Source organism: Micromonospora sp. CNZ280 (assembly GCF_011759515.1).
Genome location: NZ_JAAOYP010000001.1, coordinates 1130789 through 1146075 on the forward strand (window position 1 = coordinate 1130789; position 15287 = coordinate 1146075).

Consider the following 15287-nt stretch of genomic DNA (forward strand, 5'->3'; position numbering starts at 1 on the left):
GTGCGGTAATGCACAGCCGCCGCCGGCCGGGCCTCCGTTCGCCCCGCCGTCAACCGTCCGGGGGATGTTCAGGCGGGTGCGTAACCCCCTGCCGGGGGCGTCGTTGAGTCAGGTGTCGGAGCGCTGCTCAGCGCGAAGACGGGAGACGGCCGATGCCCTGTCGGTCGAGGGGTGGCGGCGGGGCATCGTGCATAGAGGGGCCGGACGTGTGAGGGGTGCGTCCGGCCCCTCCCCCGTGTCCGCGTCCCGCCGGCCCGCCGCCCGCGGGCGTCTCGGGCGCCCCGACGGGCTTCCGCCCGGCGCGCGTCTCCGGCATCCCGCCGGGCCGCCGTCCGCCGTCGCGGCTGGGCGGGCCCCGGCCAGGTCAGCCGACCGGCTGCGCCACGTTCGCCCGCACCCAGTCGACGATGGACTGCGTGGTGGCGCCCGGCGTGAAGATCTTGGCGACGCCGAGCTGCTCCAGCTCGGGGATGTCGGCGTCCGGGATGATGCCGCCGCCGAACACGACGATGTCCCGGGCGTCCCGCTCGGCCAGCAGCTCCAGCACCCGGCGGAAGAGCGTCATGTGCGCCCCGGAGAGCACGGAGAGCCCGATGCCGTCGGCGTCCTCCTGGATCGCGGCCTCCACGATCTGCTCCGGGGTCTGGTGCAGACCGGTGTAGACGACCTCCATGCCGGCGTCCCGGAGGGCACGCGCGACGACCTTGGCGCCGCGGTCGTGGCCGTCCAGGCCCGGCTTGGCGACGACGACCCGAACACGAGAGCTCATCTGCGCATCCCTTTCACCGGCTCCGCGGCTTCACCTGAACGAACGGTAACCCGCCGGCCCGGCGCCGGGAAATCCGGGCCGCGCAGTCGGTGCCGTGCCGCGGGTGGCGGGCGGGGTCCGCCGCCGTGCCGGTCGCGGTCGCGGGAATCCCCGCCGCAGGCCGGTGACACGCTCCCGTCAAGCCGGACGACTCCGCCGTTCGGTCACGCTCCGCGACGAACGGGCAGTAACGAGGGTGCCGATCGACGGGCACGAGGCATGACAATCGCGGACGCATTTGGACAGAACGCAGCACCAATTCGGCGCTCCGGCTTGTGACTCGTCTGGTGGTTGGCTACCGTGTCCACGGTTGTCATCAGGTCCACGGACGGGTGGCGACGCGGTCAGCAGACGTTCACCACGGCTTCACGAACGTCGGCCCGGCCGCTTCGAGACCCCGACAACGGAGGGTGTGCGTGCGCCAGCGCCTGTCGTCTGAGCCCGATCGATATCGCGGCCGCCGCCGCGTACCCACCCCCCCGCGGAGCCGCTACGCCGCCGTCATCACCACCGCGTTCGTCGGAGCCGGTGTGGTGGCCCTCGGCGCAGGAGCCATGCCGGACGCGAAGAGCGTCGACCCGTCGGTTCTCGACGAACTCAAGGCGGCCTCCACCCTGAGCCAGGACGCGGCCGCCCGCGCCGACTCCGCCGACCGCGCCTCCCGCGACAGCGGGCGCGCCGACGAGGCCGCGGAACCCGAGGTCTGGCTGCTGCCGCTGCAGGGCTACGACTTCAAGTCCCCCTACGGCGTGCGGTGGGGCAAGATGCACACCGGCGTCGACCTGGTCGCCCCCGAGGGCACCCCGTACGTCGCCATCCACGACGGCACCGTCACCACGGCCGGCTGGTTCGGCGGCTACGGCTACACCGTGATCGTCCAGCACGCCGACGGCAGCGAGGCCATCTACGGCCACTCGCAGGCGCTGAGCGTCCAGGTGGGGCAGCAGGTCAAGGCGGGCGACCAGCTCGGCCTGGTCGGCAACACCGGCCACTCCTACGGCTCCCACCTGCACCTGGAGATCCATGTCAAGGGCGAGCCGCGCGACCCGGTGCCCTACCTCCAGGAGCGCGGAGTGGACATCCAGCTACAGGTCGAGGCAATCTACAACGAGGTAGCCGCTTCCTGACGCTGCGTATTGACCGATGACCGCCCGGATCTGCCGATCCGGGCGGTTTTTCGTTGCCCACCGGCCGGCAAAGTCTCCCGGGTCACAGTCGGCGGTGTGACGCAGAGCACCTACCCGCATGATCACTTATCTGGACGTATGGGCCCCAGACCGGGACAACCGTTCCTCCCGGCACCCGTGGTCGACGCCGCCACCATCCTCCCGGTACCCGGCACGGATCGGGCCGACACCAGTATTTCGAGGTCAAGTGCCCCTCGACTGTGAAGGTCAACCGTGCAGGAAGACAGCTCCATCCAGAACGAGAAGACCCCGAACGCCCCAGCCCGGCACCGGCGGCGGATGGGCGGGCGCACCCGGCAGATGGTCCTCGCGGCGGCGGTCCTGGTCGCCCTCGGCCTCGGCGGTGTCGCCGTGGCGACCACCGGCGCCGGCGACGACCCGGCCGCCGTTTCCCTGGACGCGCAGGCCCGGGCCGAGGCCGCCGCACGCGCCGACCGGTCCGACCGGGAGTCGACGGCGCCGGTCACCCCGAGCGCCACCCCCGCCAGCCCCACGCCCAGCCCGTCGACGGCCAGCCCCTCCGCCAAGCCCAGCCCGGCGGCGACCACCAGCAAGCCGAAGCCGAAGGCCAAGCCCAAGCCGACCTGGGTCATCCCGATGAAGGGCGCCCAGATCACCTCCTGCTACGGCCAGCGGTGGGGCACCCTGCACGCCGGCATCGACTTCGCCATGCCCGCCGGCACCCCGATCCGCGCCGCCTTCGGCGGCACCGTCGTCAAGGCCGGCGACGTCGGCGACGGGTACGGCATCTCGGTCTTCATCGACCACGGCAACGGCTACCTGACCCACTACGCGCACCAGAGCCGCACCGCCGTCGGCGTGGGTGACAAGGTCAGCGCCGGCGAGGTCATCGGCTACGAGGGCTCCACCGGCGACTCCACCGGCCCGCACCTGCACTTCGAGGTGCACAAGGGGCAGATGTGGAACCAGATCGACCCCGCGCCGTTCCTGCGCGCCCGGGGCATCGACGTGGCCTGCTGACCTCTGTAGGTTCTCCGGCCGGCGGCCTCGGCCGGCCGGCCGAGGCCGGTGCGCCGAGGCCGGTGCGCCGAGGCCGGTGCGCCGAGTACGGCCCCTCTGGTTACTGAAGCCGATGCTGGACGTGGGCGTCGGTTTCACGCGCCCTGCTACGGCGCCCACACCTGCGTCAAACGTCCGTGATCAGGACCTGGTTGGCCTGCCGTGGCCCGCTCTGGAACATGGTCAGCAGGCTCTCGCCCTCGGCGACGACGGCGTCCCGCTCACCCGTCGTGAGGGTACGCAGCAGCGTGATCCGCAACGTCGCCGCGCCGTCGTCGACGGTGACCGCCCAGGTGCCAGCGACCCGGCCGTCGACCAGCAGGAACCGGGCACCCGTGACGCTCAGCCCGCGATGCTCGGTGTCGATGACGCGGCTGCGGTCGTCGTAGCCGAGCACCGCGTTGTCGAACGCCGGCAGGAAGCGCGGCGGCGCCGGGGTCTCCGGGTCGGGCAGCGCGCCGTCGGGCACGTCGAGCAGCTCGCGGCCGCGCTCGTCGCGGAACGTCCGCAACGACGGTCGCAACCGCTGGATGGACTCCCGCAGCCCGCTCAGCCCCGACCAGGCGCGGATGTCAGCGCTGGCCGCCGGGCCGTAGGCGGCGAAGTAGCGCAGGACCAGCGCGTCGACGGTGGCCGGCGACTCCGGCTCCAGCGGACGGCCCAACCACGCCTCGATCGTGGTGTTGTACGCGGCGCCGCGCTCGCCCCAGACGCCGCGGGGCGGCACCTGCACGAGCGGCACGAGCGTGCTGAGCGCGTCACCCAGCCAGCGCGGCTCCACCCCTGGCCAGCGGTCGGCGATGGCGCGGGCCGCCTCGGTCAGCATGCGCGGCCGCTCCTCGAACAGCGGCCGGCCCAGTCTCGTCAGCTCGTCGAGGTCAACCCCGGGCAGCATCCGGCGCAACGTCGACCACATGCGTGAGACCAGCATTGCCTGGTGCGCGGGCCGCAACGCGAGGCAGTCGCGCGCCGTCACCAGGTGCAGGGTGCGGCGCATCAGCAGAGTGCGGACCGCCCCGCGGCTCAGCAGAAGCTCGGCCAGCGCCGGCGGCTGGAAGCCGGCCAGCCGGCTCCACAACCCGACGTACGGCTCCAGAGGCTCCTGCGCCTGCAACCCCACCAGGTGTTCAAGCGCGTCGACGACCGGCATGTCGTGCCGCCGCAGCAGAAGCTGGCGGGCCAGAAGCGACCGGTTGAGGGCGCGGCGATCGAGCACGGTCATGGCGGTGACGCTATCGCCCACCCCAGACACTCCGCCCACTCGTACCGGCCCATCCGCGTCAGGACCTCCACCACCGCCGGACCGGGCGACGCGTGCTCAGAGTTTGTCCAGCGGCGCGTGCCGCAGCACCAGCCACATCGTCTGGTCGCCGAAGTCGATCTGGGCCCGGGCGCTCGGGCCGTGCCCCTCCACGGCGAGCACCCGGCCCAGCCCGTAGCGCTGGTGGTTGACCCGGTCGCCGGCGGCCACCTTCGGCCCCTGCGGCAGTTCGCTCGCCGTGGCGAGCCGGCTGCCGTCGACCCCGAGCCGCTTGGCCAGCTGCGCCGCCTTTGGCGTACCGCCGGTGAAGCCGCCACGCCCGCCGGGCGTGCGGTCCGCGCGGCCGCCGACGCCGCCGCCTCCGCCACCCCACGAGGTGTACGACCCCTCGGTGCGCTCCCAGCGCACCAGCTCCGGTGGCAGCTCCTCGACGAACCGGGAGGGCGGGTTGTAGGCCGGCGCGCCCCACGCCGAGCGGGTCACCGCCCGGGAGAGGTAGAGGCGCTGCCGGGCCCGGGTGATGCCCACGTACGCCAGCCGGCGCTCCTCCTCCAGCTCACGGGTGTCGCCCAGGGATCGCAGGTGCGGGAAGACGCCGTCCTCCAGCCCGGTCAGGAACACCACCGGGAACTCCAGCCCCTTGGCGGTGTGCAGCGTCATCAGGGTGACCACGCCCTGGTGGTCGGGGTCGTCGGTGGGCACCTGGTCGGCGTCGGCGACCAGCGCGACCTGCTCCAGGAACCCGGCCACGGTGGCCCGTTCCCCCTCGGCGCCGAGCGCCTCGACCCGCTCGGTGTACTCCCGGGCGACGCTGACCAGTTCCTGGAGGTTGTCGACCCGGCCGGCGTCCTGCGGATCCAGGCTCTCCTCCAGCTCGGTGAGGTAGCCCGAGCGGGTCAGCAACGCCTCCAGCACCTCCTCCGGGGTGCCGGTCTCGGCCAGCTCACGCGCGCCGTCGAGCAGGGCGACGAACTCGGCGATGCCGTTGGCCGCCCGGGTGGAGATGCCCGGCGCGTCCTTTGCCCGGCGCAGCGCGGCGCCGAAGGAGATCCGGTCGCGGCTGGAGAGCGCCTCCACGCACGCCTCGGCGCGGTCGCCGATGCCCCGGCGCGGGGTGTTCAGGACCCGGCGCAGGCTGACCGTGTCGTCGTCGTTGACCACGGCCCGCAGATAGGCCAGCGCGTCGCGGACCTCCTTGCGTTCGTAGAAGCGCACCCCGCCGACCACCTTGTAGGGGAGGCCGACCCGGATGAACACCTCCTCGAACACCCGGGACTGGGCGTTGGTGCGGTAGAAGACGGCCACGTCGCCGGGGCGGGTCTCGCCCGCGTCTACCAGCCGGTCGATCTCCCGGGCCACCCAGTCCGCCTCGGCGTGCTCGGTGTCGGCGACGTAGCCGACGATCTGCTCGCCGGCCCCCGCCTCGCTCCACAGCCGCTTCGGCTTGCGCGAGGTGTTCCGGTCGATCACCGCGTTGGCCGCGTTCAGGATGGTCTGCGTCGAGCGGTAGTTCTGCTCCAGCAGGATCGTCCGGGCGTCGGTGAAGTCCCGCTCGAACTCCAGGATGTTGCGGATCGTCGCGCCGCGGAACGCGTAGATCGACTGGTCGGCGTCGCCGACCACGCAGAGTTCGGCCGGCTCCACCCCCTCGGTGCCGGAGACCAGCTCCTTGATCAGCACGTACTGGGCGTGGTTGGTGTCCTGGTACTCGTCGACCAGCACGTGCCGGAACCGCCGGCGGTAGCTCTCCGCCACGTGCGGGTGCGACTGGAGCAGGTGCACCGTGGTCATGATCAGGTCGTCGAAGTCCAGCGCGTGCGCCTCGCGCAGCCGCCGCTGGTAGAGCGTGTAGGCCTCGGCCAGCGCCCGCTCGTTCGGGCCCTTGGCGCGGCCGGCGAACTCCTCCGGGTCGACCAGCTCGTTCTTCAGGTTGGAGACCTGGGCTGCCAGCCCGCGCGCCGGGTAGCGCTTCGGATCGAGATCCAGCTCCCGGGCGACGAGCTGCATCAGCCGGCGGGAGTCGTCCGCGTCGTAGATGGAGAAGGTCGACTTCAGCCCGGCGTGCTCGTGCTCGGCGCGCAGGATGCGGACGCACGCGGAGTGAAAGGTCGACACCCACATCAGCCGGGCGCGCGGCCCGACCAGGGCGGCCACCCGCTCCTTCATCTCGCCGGCGGCCTTGTTGGTGAAGGTGATCGCGATGATCTCGCCCGGATGCACGTCGCGCGCGGCGAGCAGGTAGGCGATCCGGTGGGTGAGCACCCGGGTCTTGCCCGAGCCGGCGCCGGCCACGATCAGCAGCGGCGAGCCGGCGTGGGTGACCGCGTCGCGCTGCGGCCCGTTCAGGCCGGTGAGCAGGGCCTGCGGATCCAGGCGGGCAGCGGCCGACCCGGGCCGCCGCGCAGGCGTCGGCGTGCTGGTCGGCGCGGGCGGGGACGCGGGGATGTCGAAGAGAGGATGCATCGCACGGCGAGTCTATGCCGCCGGCCGGACACTTCCCCGCCGTGGACGCCCGGCGGGCCGCCGCCGGCAGCCGGGTTGCCGGTTTCCTTGCGCCGGACGCGGGCCGGGCGGCATACTCGACGGCGTGTTCGGTCAGCGCTTCTACTTTTACTACGGCTCCGGGAGTCCGGCAGCCGTGGGTCGCGCCTGATCAACCAGACCTACGAAAAAGCCCCGGGCTCCTGGAGCCCGGGGCTTTTTCGTCCCGGGATCCCGGCACCGGGCACCACAGCGCGAGGGGTACCCGATGATGACAGACGTGGTGGAGCAGAGCGGCGGACCGGCCCGGCCCGGCGGGGGCGGCTCGGACGCCGACACCCCGGCCGCGGCGGCCGACGGCACGGCTGCCCGGCCCGGCTCGCCCGGTGCGCCGGTCCCGGGCACCGGCGCCCTGGAACCGTCCGCCGCCGCCCGGATCGTGGAGATCCGCGAGCGGATCGACGAGATCGACCGGGCCCTCATCGAGCTGTGGCAGGAGCGGGCCCGGCTCTCCCAGGAGGTCGGCGCGACCCGGATGGCCTCCGGCGGCACCCGCCTGGTGCTCGCCCGCGAGCGGGAGATCCTGGAGCGCTTCCGGGTCGCCCTCGGCGCCGACGGCACCCAGCTGGCGCTGCTGCTGCTCCGCGCCGGGCGCGGGCCGCTCTGAGCCGTACGCCGGCCGGGCCCGCAGACGCGGAACCGCCTGCCGGCGTCGTGGCGACGCGGGCAGGCGGTTCCGGTGGGGTCACGCCTCGTGGGTGGCGACGATCTCCCGCTTCTCGGCGAAGTGGCAGGCGCTCGGGTGGTCCGAGCCCCGCCGGATCTCCAGCAGCGGCACCTGCTCGGCGCAGACGTCCTGCGCCTTCCAGCACCGGGTGCGGAACCGGCAGCCCGAGGGCGGGCTGACCGGCGACGGCACGTCACCGGTCAGGCGGATGATCGCCTTGTTGTCCCGCACGGTCGGGTCCGGCACCGGCACCGCCGACAGCAGCGCCTGGGTGTACGGGTGCGTCGGCCGCTCGTAGATCTCGTCCTCGGTGCCGACTTCGACGATCTTGCCGAGGTACATCACCGCGACCCGGTCGGAGAGGTGCCGCACCACGGACAGGTCGTGCGCGATGAACACGTACGACAGGCCGAACTCACTCTGCAGCTGCTCCAGCAGGTTCATCACCTGGGCCTGGATCGACACGTCCAGCGCCGACACCGGCTCGTCGCAGACGATGATCTCGGGCCGCAGGGCCAGCGCCCGGGCGATGCCGATGCGCTGCCGCTGCCCGCCGGAGAACTGGTGCGGGTACCGGTTGATGTGCTCCGGGTTGAGGCCCACCAGGTCGAGCAGTTCCTTGACCTTGTTCCGGCGGCTGCCCTTCGGGGCCACCTCCGGGTGGATCTCGAACGGCTCGCCGATCAGGTCACCGACCGTCATCCGCGGGTTCAGCGAGGTGTACGGGTCCTGCATCACCAGCTGGATCTGCCGGCGCAGCCGCCGCAGCGCACCGCCGGAGAGCTTGGAGATGTCCTGCCCCTTGTAGTGCACGCTGCCGGCGGTCGGCTTCTCCAGGTTCATCAGCACCCGGGCCAGCGTCGACTTGCCGCAACCGGACTCGCCCACCACGCCGAGGGTCTCGCCGGCCCGCAGGTCGAAGGAGACCCCGTCGACGGCCTTGACGTGACCGATGGTCTTCTTGAACACCACGCCGCGGGTGACGGGGTAGTGCTTGACCAGGTCACGGACCTCGAGGATGTTCTCAGTCACGGTTCACCAGCTCCTCGGCGAAGTGGCAGGCGCTGGCCCGGCCGGCACCCACCTGCAGCAGCGGCGGGACCTGCTCCCGGCAGACCGGCTGCGCCATGGGGCAGCGCGGGTTGAACGGGCAGCCCGGCGGGATGTTCATCAGGTTCGGCGGGAGGCCCTTGATCGTCCGGAGCTGCTGCCCCTTCTCGTCGAGCCGGGGGATCGAGTTGAGCAGGCCGAGCGTGTACGGGTGCGCCGGCTTGGCGTACAGGTCGTACACGTTGGCTTCCTCGACGATCCGGCCGGCGTACATGACCGCGATCCGGTCCGCGACGTCGGCGACCACGCCGAGGTCGTGGGTGATCAGGATCATGCCCATCTGCCGCTCCCGCTGGAGCTCGGCCAGCAGGTCCATGATCTGGGCCTGCACCGTCACGTCCAGCGCCGTGGTCGGCTCGTCCGCGATCAGCACCTCCGGGTCGAGCGCCAGCGACATCGCGATCATGGCGCGCTGCCGCATACCGCCGGAGAACTGGTGCGGGTAGTTGTTGAACCGGCCCTTGGCGTTCGGGATCTTCACCTGGTCGAGCATCTCGATCGCGCGCTTCTTGGCCTCGGCGCGACCCAGGCCACGCCGGACCCGGAACTGCTCGGCGATCTGGAACCCGACGGTGAAAACCGGGTTGAGCGCGGAGAGCGCGTCCTGGAAGATCATGGCGATCCCCTCGCCGCGGATGCGGCGACGCTCCTCGGCGGACATCTTCAGCATGTCCTTGCCGTGGAAGCGGACCTGACCACCGGTGACGAAGCCGGGGGGCGTGTCCAGGATGCCCATGATCGTCTGGGCGGTGACGCTCTTGCCGGAGCCGGACTCGCCGAGCACGGCGAGGGTCTCCCCCGCGTCGACGTGGTACGTGACTCCGTTGATGACCTTGGCGACGCCGTCCCGGGTGCGGAACTCCACGCGCAGGTCGTCGACCTCCAGCAGCCGGCCGGCGGGGCGCCCGGAGGCGCCTGCCGCGGACTGCTCGGACACGAGAATGTCGGACAACTGAATCGCCCCTAGCGGAGTTTCGGATCGAGGGCCTCGCGGACCGCCTCGCCGAGCATCACGAAGCTCAGCACGGCGGTGACGAGGAACGCGGCGGGGAAGAACAGCAGGAACGGCGAGACACGGATGTAGTTCTGCGCCTCACTGATCATGATGCCCCAGGACACCACCGGAGTCTTCAGGCCGACGCCCAGGAACGACAGCGTCGCCTCGGCGCCGATGAACGAACCCACCATGATCGTGCCGTACACCAGCAGCGGCGCCAGGCAGTTCGGCAGCAGGTGCTTCAGGATGATCCGGCCGGTGCCGGCACCCAGCGCCCGCGCGGCCACGATGTAGTCCGCCTCCTTGGTGGCCAGCACCGAGGAGCGCATCAGCCGCATCACCACCGGCCAGCTCAGCACCGTCAGGGAGAGGATCACCAGACCCATGATCTCCGGGGTGCTGTTGTCGGTGCCCGAGCCGTTGAACGTGGTCAGGATGACGATCGCGCCGAGCACGAACGGCAGGCCGAAGAAGACGTCGGCGATCCGGGACAGCAGGCCGTCCACCCAGCCACCGCGGTAGCCGGCGATGATGCCCATCGTGCCGCCGATCAGCAGCGTGCCGGCCACCGAGAGCACCGCCACCACGATCGAGGCGCGGGCGCCGTAGATCACCCGGGCGAACACGTCACGGCCCTGCACGTCGTAGCCGAACCAGCCGTTGGCCCCCGGCTCCACCCGGCTGTTCGACAGCGAGCCGTTGACCGGGTCGCCATTGGTGAACAGCGACGGGAACGCCGCCATCACCAGGAACAGCACGATGAACATGGCCGAGATCCAGAACAGCGGCTTACGGCGCAGATCCTGCCAGGCGTCGCCGAGCAGACCCCGCGGCTTCTCCTTGCGGGCCTTCTCCGGCAGCCCCGCGTCGGCCGGCGCGCCGAGCTGGCTCGGCTGCTCGGGACGGGGGGTGCTGACGATCGATGCGGTGCTCGGGTCACTCATAGCGGATCCTCGGGTCCAGGGCGGCGTAGAGCAGGTCGACCAGCAGGTTCATCAGCAGGTAGACCAGCACCAGGACCACCACGATGGAGACAACGGTAGCGCTCTCCTTGGTGACGATCGCTCGGAAGACCTGGCGACCGATCCCGTTGATGCCGAAGATGCCCTCGGTGACGATGGCGCCGCCCATCAGGGCGCCGAGGTCGGTGCCGAGCAGCGTGACGACCGGGATGAGGGAGTTGCGCAGCAGGTGCACTCCGACCACCCGGCGCATGGGCAGGCCCTTGGCGATCGCCGTGCGCACGTAGTCGGCCCGCCGGTTCTCGGCGATGCTCGTCCGCGACACCCGGGCGATGTACGCCATGGAGGCGCTGCCCAGCACGAAGCCGGGCACGATGAGTTCGGAGATCCGCATCTCGCTCGAGACGGTCGGCTTGACGATGCCCCACTGCACACCCAGCACCCACTGCAGCACGAAGCCGATGACGAAGACCGGCAGCGCGATCAGGAACAGGGTGGAGACGAGAACCAGGTTGTCCAGGAAGCCGTTGCGGCGCAGACCGGTCAGCACGCCCGCGGTGAGACCGATGAGGGCCTCGATGGCGAGGGCCACCACGGCCAGCTTCAGCGTGTTCGGGTACGACGTGGCGATGATATCGCCGATCGGCCGGCCACCGAAGGTGGAGCCGAAGTCGCCCTGGAACAGGTTCTGCATGTAGTTGCCGTACTGGACGAAAATGTTCTCGTTCAGCTTGAACTTCTCGGTCATCATGTTGACGTACGCGTCCGGGCAAGCGCGCTCACCGCACTTGCCGGCGAACGGGTCGCCCGGCACCGACCACACGAGCCAGTAGATGAGGAACGTGGTGCCGATGAAGACCGGAATGAGTTGGAGCAGCCGTCTCAACAGATAACGGCCCATGGGGTGGTCCTCCAGACAGGGGGCGCGTCGGACGGCCGACACGGGGATGACAGACCTTGCGGGGAGATGTTGTAACACCTCCTCACGGAACGGCCCGGGTCGGGCCCACCGGTAGGTGAGCCCGACCCGGGGTCAGACCGTTCGGATCAGAGCTCGACCGAGGTGATGTCGAGCTCGCCGACGTTGGTCAGCTCGAGCTTCTTGATCTTCTCCGAGTGGCCGGACTGCTGGCCACCGAAGTAGATCGGCACCGACGGAACGTCCTGGTCGATGAGCTTGACCGCCTCGGCGAACTTGGCGTGCGACTCCTCGATGTTCGCCGCGGAGCTCGCCTCCTTGGCCAGCCGGTCGACCTCCTTGTTGCTGTAGAGGCCGTCGTTCGAGGAACCACCGGTCACGTAGAGCGGGTTGACCCAGTTCTCCACGTCCGGGTAGTCCTGCTGCCAGCCGGCGCGGTACATGCCGGTCATCTTGTGGGCGTTGATGTTCTGGCGGAACACCGCGAAGGTCGGCACACCCTCGGCGACGGCGTCGATGCCCAGGTTGGTCTTGATCTGCTGGGCGACGGCCTCCATCCACTCCTTGTGGCTGGCGTCCGCGTTGTAGGCCAGGGTCAGCTTGCCCGTGAAGCCACCGGCCTCGGCCAGGAGCTTCTTGGCCTCCTCCGGGTTGAACTGGCAGGAGGTGCAGTTACCCGGCGCGGCACCCGGGGTCAGCGGGTTCGCCCAGCTGTCGGCCGGCTTGCGGTTGCCGAAGAAGATCTTGTCGCTGATCTCCTGGCGGTTGATCGACAGCGAGATCGCCTTGCGGAGCTTGGCGTTCTGGAAGCGCTTGTCGTAGATCGGGAAGGCGATGATACCGGTCGACGGGGTGGTCGAGGCGATCGCCCGCTCGCCCAGGTCGGTCTTCCACTTGTCGCCCGCGAGCGAGGAGACCGGAACCTGCTGCATGAAGTCGATGTTGCCGGACAGCAGGTCGTTGTAGGCGGCCGTGTCGTCCTGGTAGATCCGGACGTTGACGTCCTTGATCTTCATCTTGTCGCGCAGCTGGTAGTCGTCGAAGCGAGTCAGCTTGATCATCTGATCGTCTTCCCACGACACGAACTTCACCGGGCCGTTACCGATCGGCTTGCGGCCGAAGTCATCCGGCTTCTGGGTGAAGAAGGCGTCCGGCAGCGGCATGAAGGTGCTGTAGCCGAGCTTGGTCGGGAACACGGCGGTCGGAGCCGCGAGGGTGACCTCGAAGGTCCAGTCGTCCAGGACCTTCAGGCCCTTCATCTCCTTGGCCGTCGGCTCGGGGGCCTTCTGCGGGCCCTCGGCGCCGTCCGGGTCCTCGGTGTGGACCTCGGTGAAGCCGTCGATGTCGGCGAAGAAGCTGCCGTTCTGGGCACCGTTCGGGGAGTACGCGCCCCAGTTCCAGGCGTCCACGAAGTTCTTGGCCTTCACGACGGTGCCGTCGTGGAACTTCGTGTTCTCCTTGATCTTGATCTTGTAGACCTTGGAGTCGGTCGTCTCGATCGACTCGGCGAGAGCGTTCCGCGGAGCACCACCGTCGTTGGGGTACTCGACCAGGCCGGTCCACATCCAGTCGATGATCTTGCCACCACCGGTCTCGGTGGTGTTCGACGGCACCAGGGGGTTCTCCGGCTGGGTGCCTTCGATGGTGATCGCGCCGTCGCTGCTGGCGCCGGCGTCGCCGCCGTCGCTGTCGCTGCCCGAGCAGCCGGACGCGACGAGCGCGAAAGCCGCGCCCAGCGCGACCGCGCCCGTTGCCCGCTTCGAGACTCTCATTCCGAGGGGCCTCCTCTTTCTAACCTGGTTCGTCGTGGGTTTCACGCACGTTGGGGGTGACGCCGCCGGCGGCTCCGTACCACGGGCCGCCGGTCCTACCGCAGAGAAATCGGGACACCCTGAGGTACCGATCCGCCGGGCCACCTCACCCATCAAGTTCGGCACGCGCACGCGTCACGACCACCAACCGCGCCGCACGCGACGGCGGAGGGTGGTCGCAGGTCGTACGGAGTGCCTCACACGAGGGGTGAGGTGCTGCCACTGTGACACTCACTTGCCCGTTGCGTGAAGGTGCCGTTATCAAGCCGTTAGTTGGTCGCCACGTTGCCGATACTTGAGAAAAGATCATGAACCATCTCAACGGCACCGCCCTGAGCAGGGAAGATACACCCACGTAGGGCTCCGTGACAGGTGCGGACGGAGCGGCTGTGAGGTTCCCCGCGCCGGCTCCGGCGCGCTCCGAGGTCAGCCGCGCGCCGACCGTGTCCGACCATCCGGAGGATGTGGATTTCGGCTGTGCGGGCACGATAGCAAGCTGGGTGGACGAGGGGCGCACGGGCCACGCGCTCGTCGCCGGCCCGATCGAGCCGGTCCAGTCACGATCGCCTGACGTCCCGACCGCGAGGACGGCGTGCCCCGCCCCGCCGTGGGTTCAGCCGATCACGACAGCGTGGTTGAGTGGGGCGGCCCCGGCGCCCACCTGTGGCGGCGGGTGCCGGGGCCGGGGTCGAGCTACGGTGGATCAGGCGGTGAAGCGGACCTTGCGGCGCCGGACCACCAGGACGGTGACCGCGCCGGCGGCCAGCAGCACCAGACCGGCGGTGATCGCGGTGGCGATCGGGGAACCGGTCAGCGGCAGGTCCCCGCCGTTGGAGGCCGGCGAGGTGGACGGCGCCGGGCTCTCGGCCGGGGCCGACGGCGACGGGGTCTCGGCCGGCGTGCTCGGCGTCGGGGTCGGGGTCGGCGACGACGGGGCGGCGGTGAAGGTGGCGGCGGCCTTGGCGGTCACCGTCTCGTCGGTGCTGCCACCGAGGATCAGCTTCTGCGCCTTGCCGCCGGTGTAGAGGAAGACCCGGCCGAAGGAGACCGAACCCTTGGCGGAGAGCGTGACCTCGACCTCGCCCGCCTCCTCGGCGGTCAGCCAGAACTGGCCGCCGTTGGTGGTCGCGGTGACCGGCTTGCCCTCGGCGTCGACGGCCACGCCGCCGGTGACCTTGAGGGTGATCTCGCCGGCCGGGCCCTTCACCGTGAACGGACCGGCCTTCTCGCCGACGGTCGCCTTGGCGTTCGTCGGGTCGACGGTCAGCTCGGCCTTCGGCTCGGGCTGGTCGGTGGCGTTGGCCACCAGGTAGTCGTGCACCTTCTTGACCACGTCGTACTGCTGCTTGCCGAGCAGGCCCTTGTCCTTGACCCAGGCGCCCAGCTCGATGCCGTCGCTGAAGTGCCAGACGGCGGTCTGGGTGCCGAAGTAGAGCAGGTTGTTCCGCTTGGCCTCGTCCAGCTTCTCGGGCATGGTGGCACCGGCGGCGGCCAGCAGCTTCGCCTGGTCGGCGTTCGGGTAGCCGTGGGTGAGCACCCACTGCACCTTGCCGAGGTTCTTCACCTGGGACTCGTCCCAGGTGCCCTCGGCGTACTTGCCGTCGATCGCCACGTTGGTGTGGTAGTCGATGCAGAACGCGGGCAGGGTCTTGCCGTCGATCTTCAGCGCCAGGGCGCTGGCCGGCTTCGCCTTGCCGTTCAGCAGCAGCGTGACCCTACTGCCGGGAACCGACTTGGCCACACCGGTGGCCGGCTCGGCGGCGGCCGGCGCGGCGAAGCCGAGCGCCAGCGCACCACCGGCGACGACGCCCAGGGCGATCCGGGCCCAGCGCCGTCCTCGTTCTCCGATCATGAAATGTGTACCTCTCCCCAGGGGTGACCCGCTCCGGGCGGGTTGCGTGGGCCGCCGTTCCCGCGGGATGCGCACCACCCGCGCGCGAGAACGCGACGGGGCATTATCGAACGCGAATTGATCGTTTGTCAGCCCCTGCGGGCCAGATCCGT

The 15287-nt window shown here is 70.5% G+C and carries 12 protein-coding genes; 3 read left to right on the forward strand and 9 right to left on the reverse strand.

Annotated features, from left to right (window positions below; all coding sequences use genetic code 11):
* Positions 1 to 364: 364 nt before the first annotated feature.
* Entirely contained in the window at positions 365 to 769 is a 405-nt protein-coding gene (icmB, locus tag FHX32_RS05345; RefSeq protein WP_088991984.1) for a coenzyme B12-dependent isobutyryl CoA mutase small subunit, read from the reverse strand.
* 455 nt (positions 770 to 1224) lie between these two features.
* Between icmB and FHX32_RS05350 the strand changes: the two genes are divergently transcribed.
* Positions 1225 to 1935, forward strand: a complete 711-nt coding sequence (locus FHX32_RS05350; RefSeq protein ID WP_167179728.1) for a M23 family metallopeptidase — start codon at positions 1225 to 1227, stop codon at positions 1933 to 1935.
* 273 nt (positions 1936 to 2208) lie between these two features.
* Positions 2209 to 2976 (forward strand): M23 family metallopeptidase, encoded by a 768-nt coding sequence (locus FHX32_RS05355; RefSeq protein ID WP_486480918.1) that lies wholly within the window; start codon positions 2209 to 2211, stop codon positions 2974 to 2976.
* Between the two features lie 166 nt (positions 2977 to 3142).
* Here FHX32_RS05355 and FHX32_RS05360 read toward each other — a convergent pair whose 3' ends face one another.
* Together FHX32_RS05360 and pcrA are read right to left on the reverse strand one after the other, a co-directional pair.
* Positions 3143 to 4237, reverse strand: coding sequence for a winged helix DNA-binding domain-containing protein (locus FHX32_RS05360; RefSeq protein WP_167179729.1), 1095 nt, complete (start codon positions 4235 to 4237; stop codon positions 3143 to 3145).
* 96 nt (positions 4238 to 4333) lie between these two features.
* On the reverse strand, positions 4334 to 6739 hold the full coding sequence (gene pcrA / locus FHX32_RS05365; RefSeq protein ID WP_167179730.1) for a DNA helicase PcrA: 2406 nt from the start codon (positions 6737 to 6739) through the stop codon (positions 4334 to 4336).
* Positions 6740 to 7025: 286 nt separating this feature from the next.
* Here pcrA and FHX32_RS05370 point away from each other — a divergent pair, with 286 nt between their 5' ends.
* Positions 7026 to 7424 (forward strand): chorismate mutase, encoded by a 399-nt coding sequence (locus FHX32_RS05370; RefSeq protein WP_167179731.1) that lies wholly within the window; start codon positions 7026 to 7028, stop codon positions 7422 to 7424.
* Positions 7425 to 7502: 78 nt separating this feature from the next.
* Here FHX32_RS05370 and FHX32_RS05375 read toward each other — a convergent pair whose 3' ends face one another.
* The 6 genes from FHX32_RS05375 to FHX32_RS05400 form a co-directional block, all read right to left on the reverse strand.
* Positions 7503 to 8516: an ABC transporter ATP-binding protein gene (locus tag FHX32_RS05375; protein ID WP_109899659.1), complete on the reverse strand. Its 1014-nt coding sequence runs from the start codon at positions 8514 to 8516 to the stop codon at positions 7503 to 7505.
* Positions 8509 to 9531 carry an ABC transporter ATP-binding protein gene (locus FHX32_RS05380; RefSeq protein ID WP_167182267.1) on the reverse strand — a complete coding sequence of 341 codons (1023 nt, stop codon included), beginning with the start codon at positions 9529 to 9531 and terminating at the stop codon, positions 8509 to 8511. The genes FHX32_RS05375 and FHX32_RS05380 overlap by 8 nt, the downstream gene beginning before the upstream one ends.
* 26 nt (positions 9532 to 9557) lie before the next feature.
* Complete coding sequence (locus tag FHX32_RS05385; RefSeq protein ID WP_167179732.1) at positions 9558 to 10535, reverse strand: ABC transporter permease; 978 nt, start codon at positions 10533 to 10535, stop codon at positions 9558 to 9560.
* The gene (locus tag FHX32_RS05390; RefSeq protein WP_167179733.1) at positions 10528 to 11454 is read right to left on the reverse strand and encodes an ABC transporter permease; all 927 of its coding nucleotides are present in this window, start codon (positions 11452 to 11454) and stop codon (positions 10528 to 10530) included. The genes FHX32_RS05385 and FHX32_RS05390 overlap by 8 nt, the downstream gene beginning before the upstream one ends.
* 146 nt (positions 11455 to 11600) lie before the next feature.
* The gene (locus FHX32_RS05395; protein WP_167179734.1) at positions 11601 to 13244 is read right to left on the reverse strand and encodes an ABC transporter substrate-binding protein; all 1644 of its coding nucleotides are present in this window, start codon (positions 13242 to 13244) and stop codon (positions 11601 to 11603) included.
* A gap of 742 nt (positions 13245 to 13986) precedes the next feature.
* Positions 13987 to 15135 carry a thioester domain-containing protein gene (locus FHX32_RS05400; protein WP_167179735.1) on the reverse strand — a complete coding sequence of 383 codons (1149 nt, stop codon included), beginning with the start codon at positions 15133 to 15135 and terminating at the stop codon, positions 13987 to 13989.
* Positions 15136 to 15287: the final 152 nt, after the last annotated feature.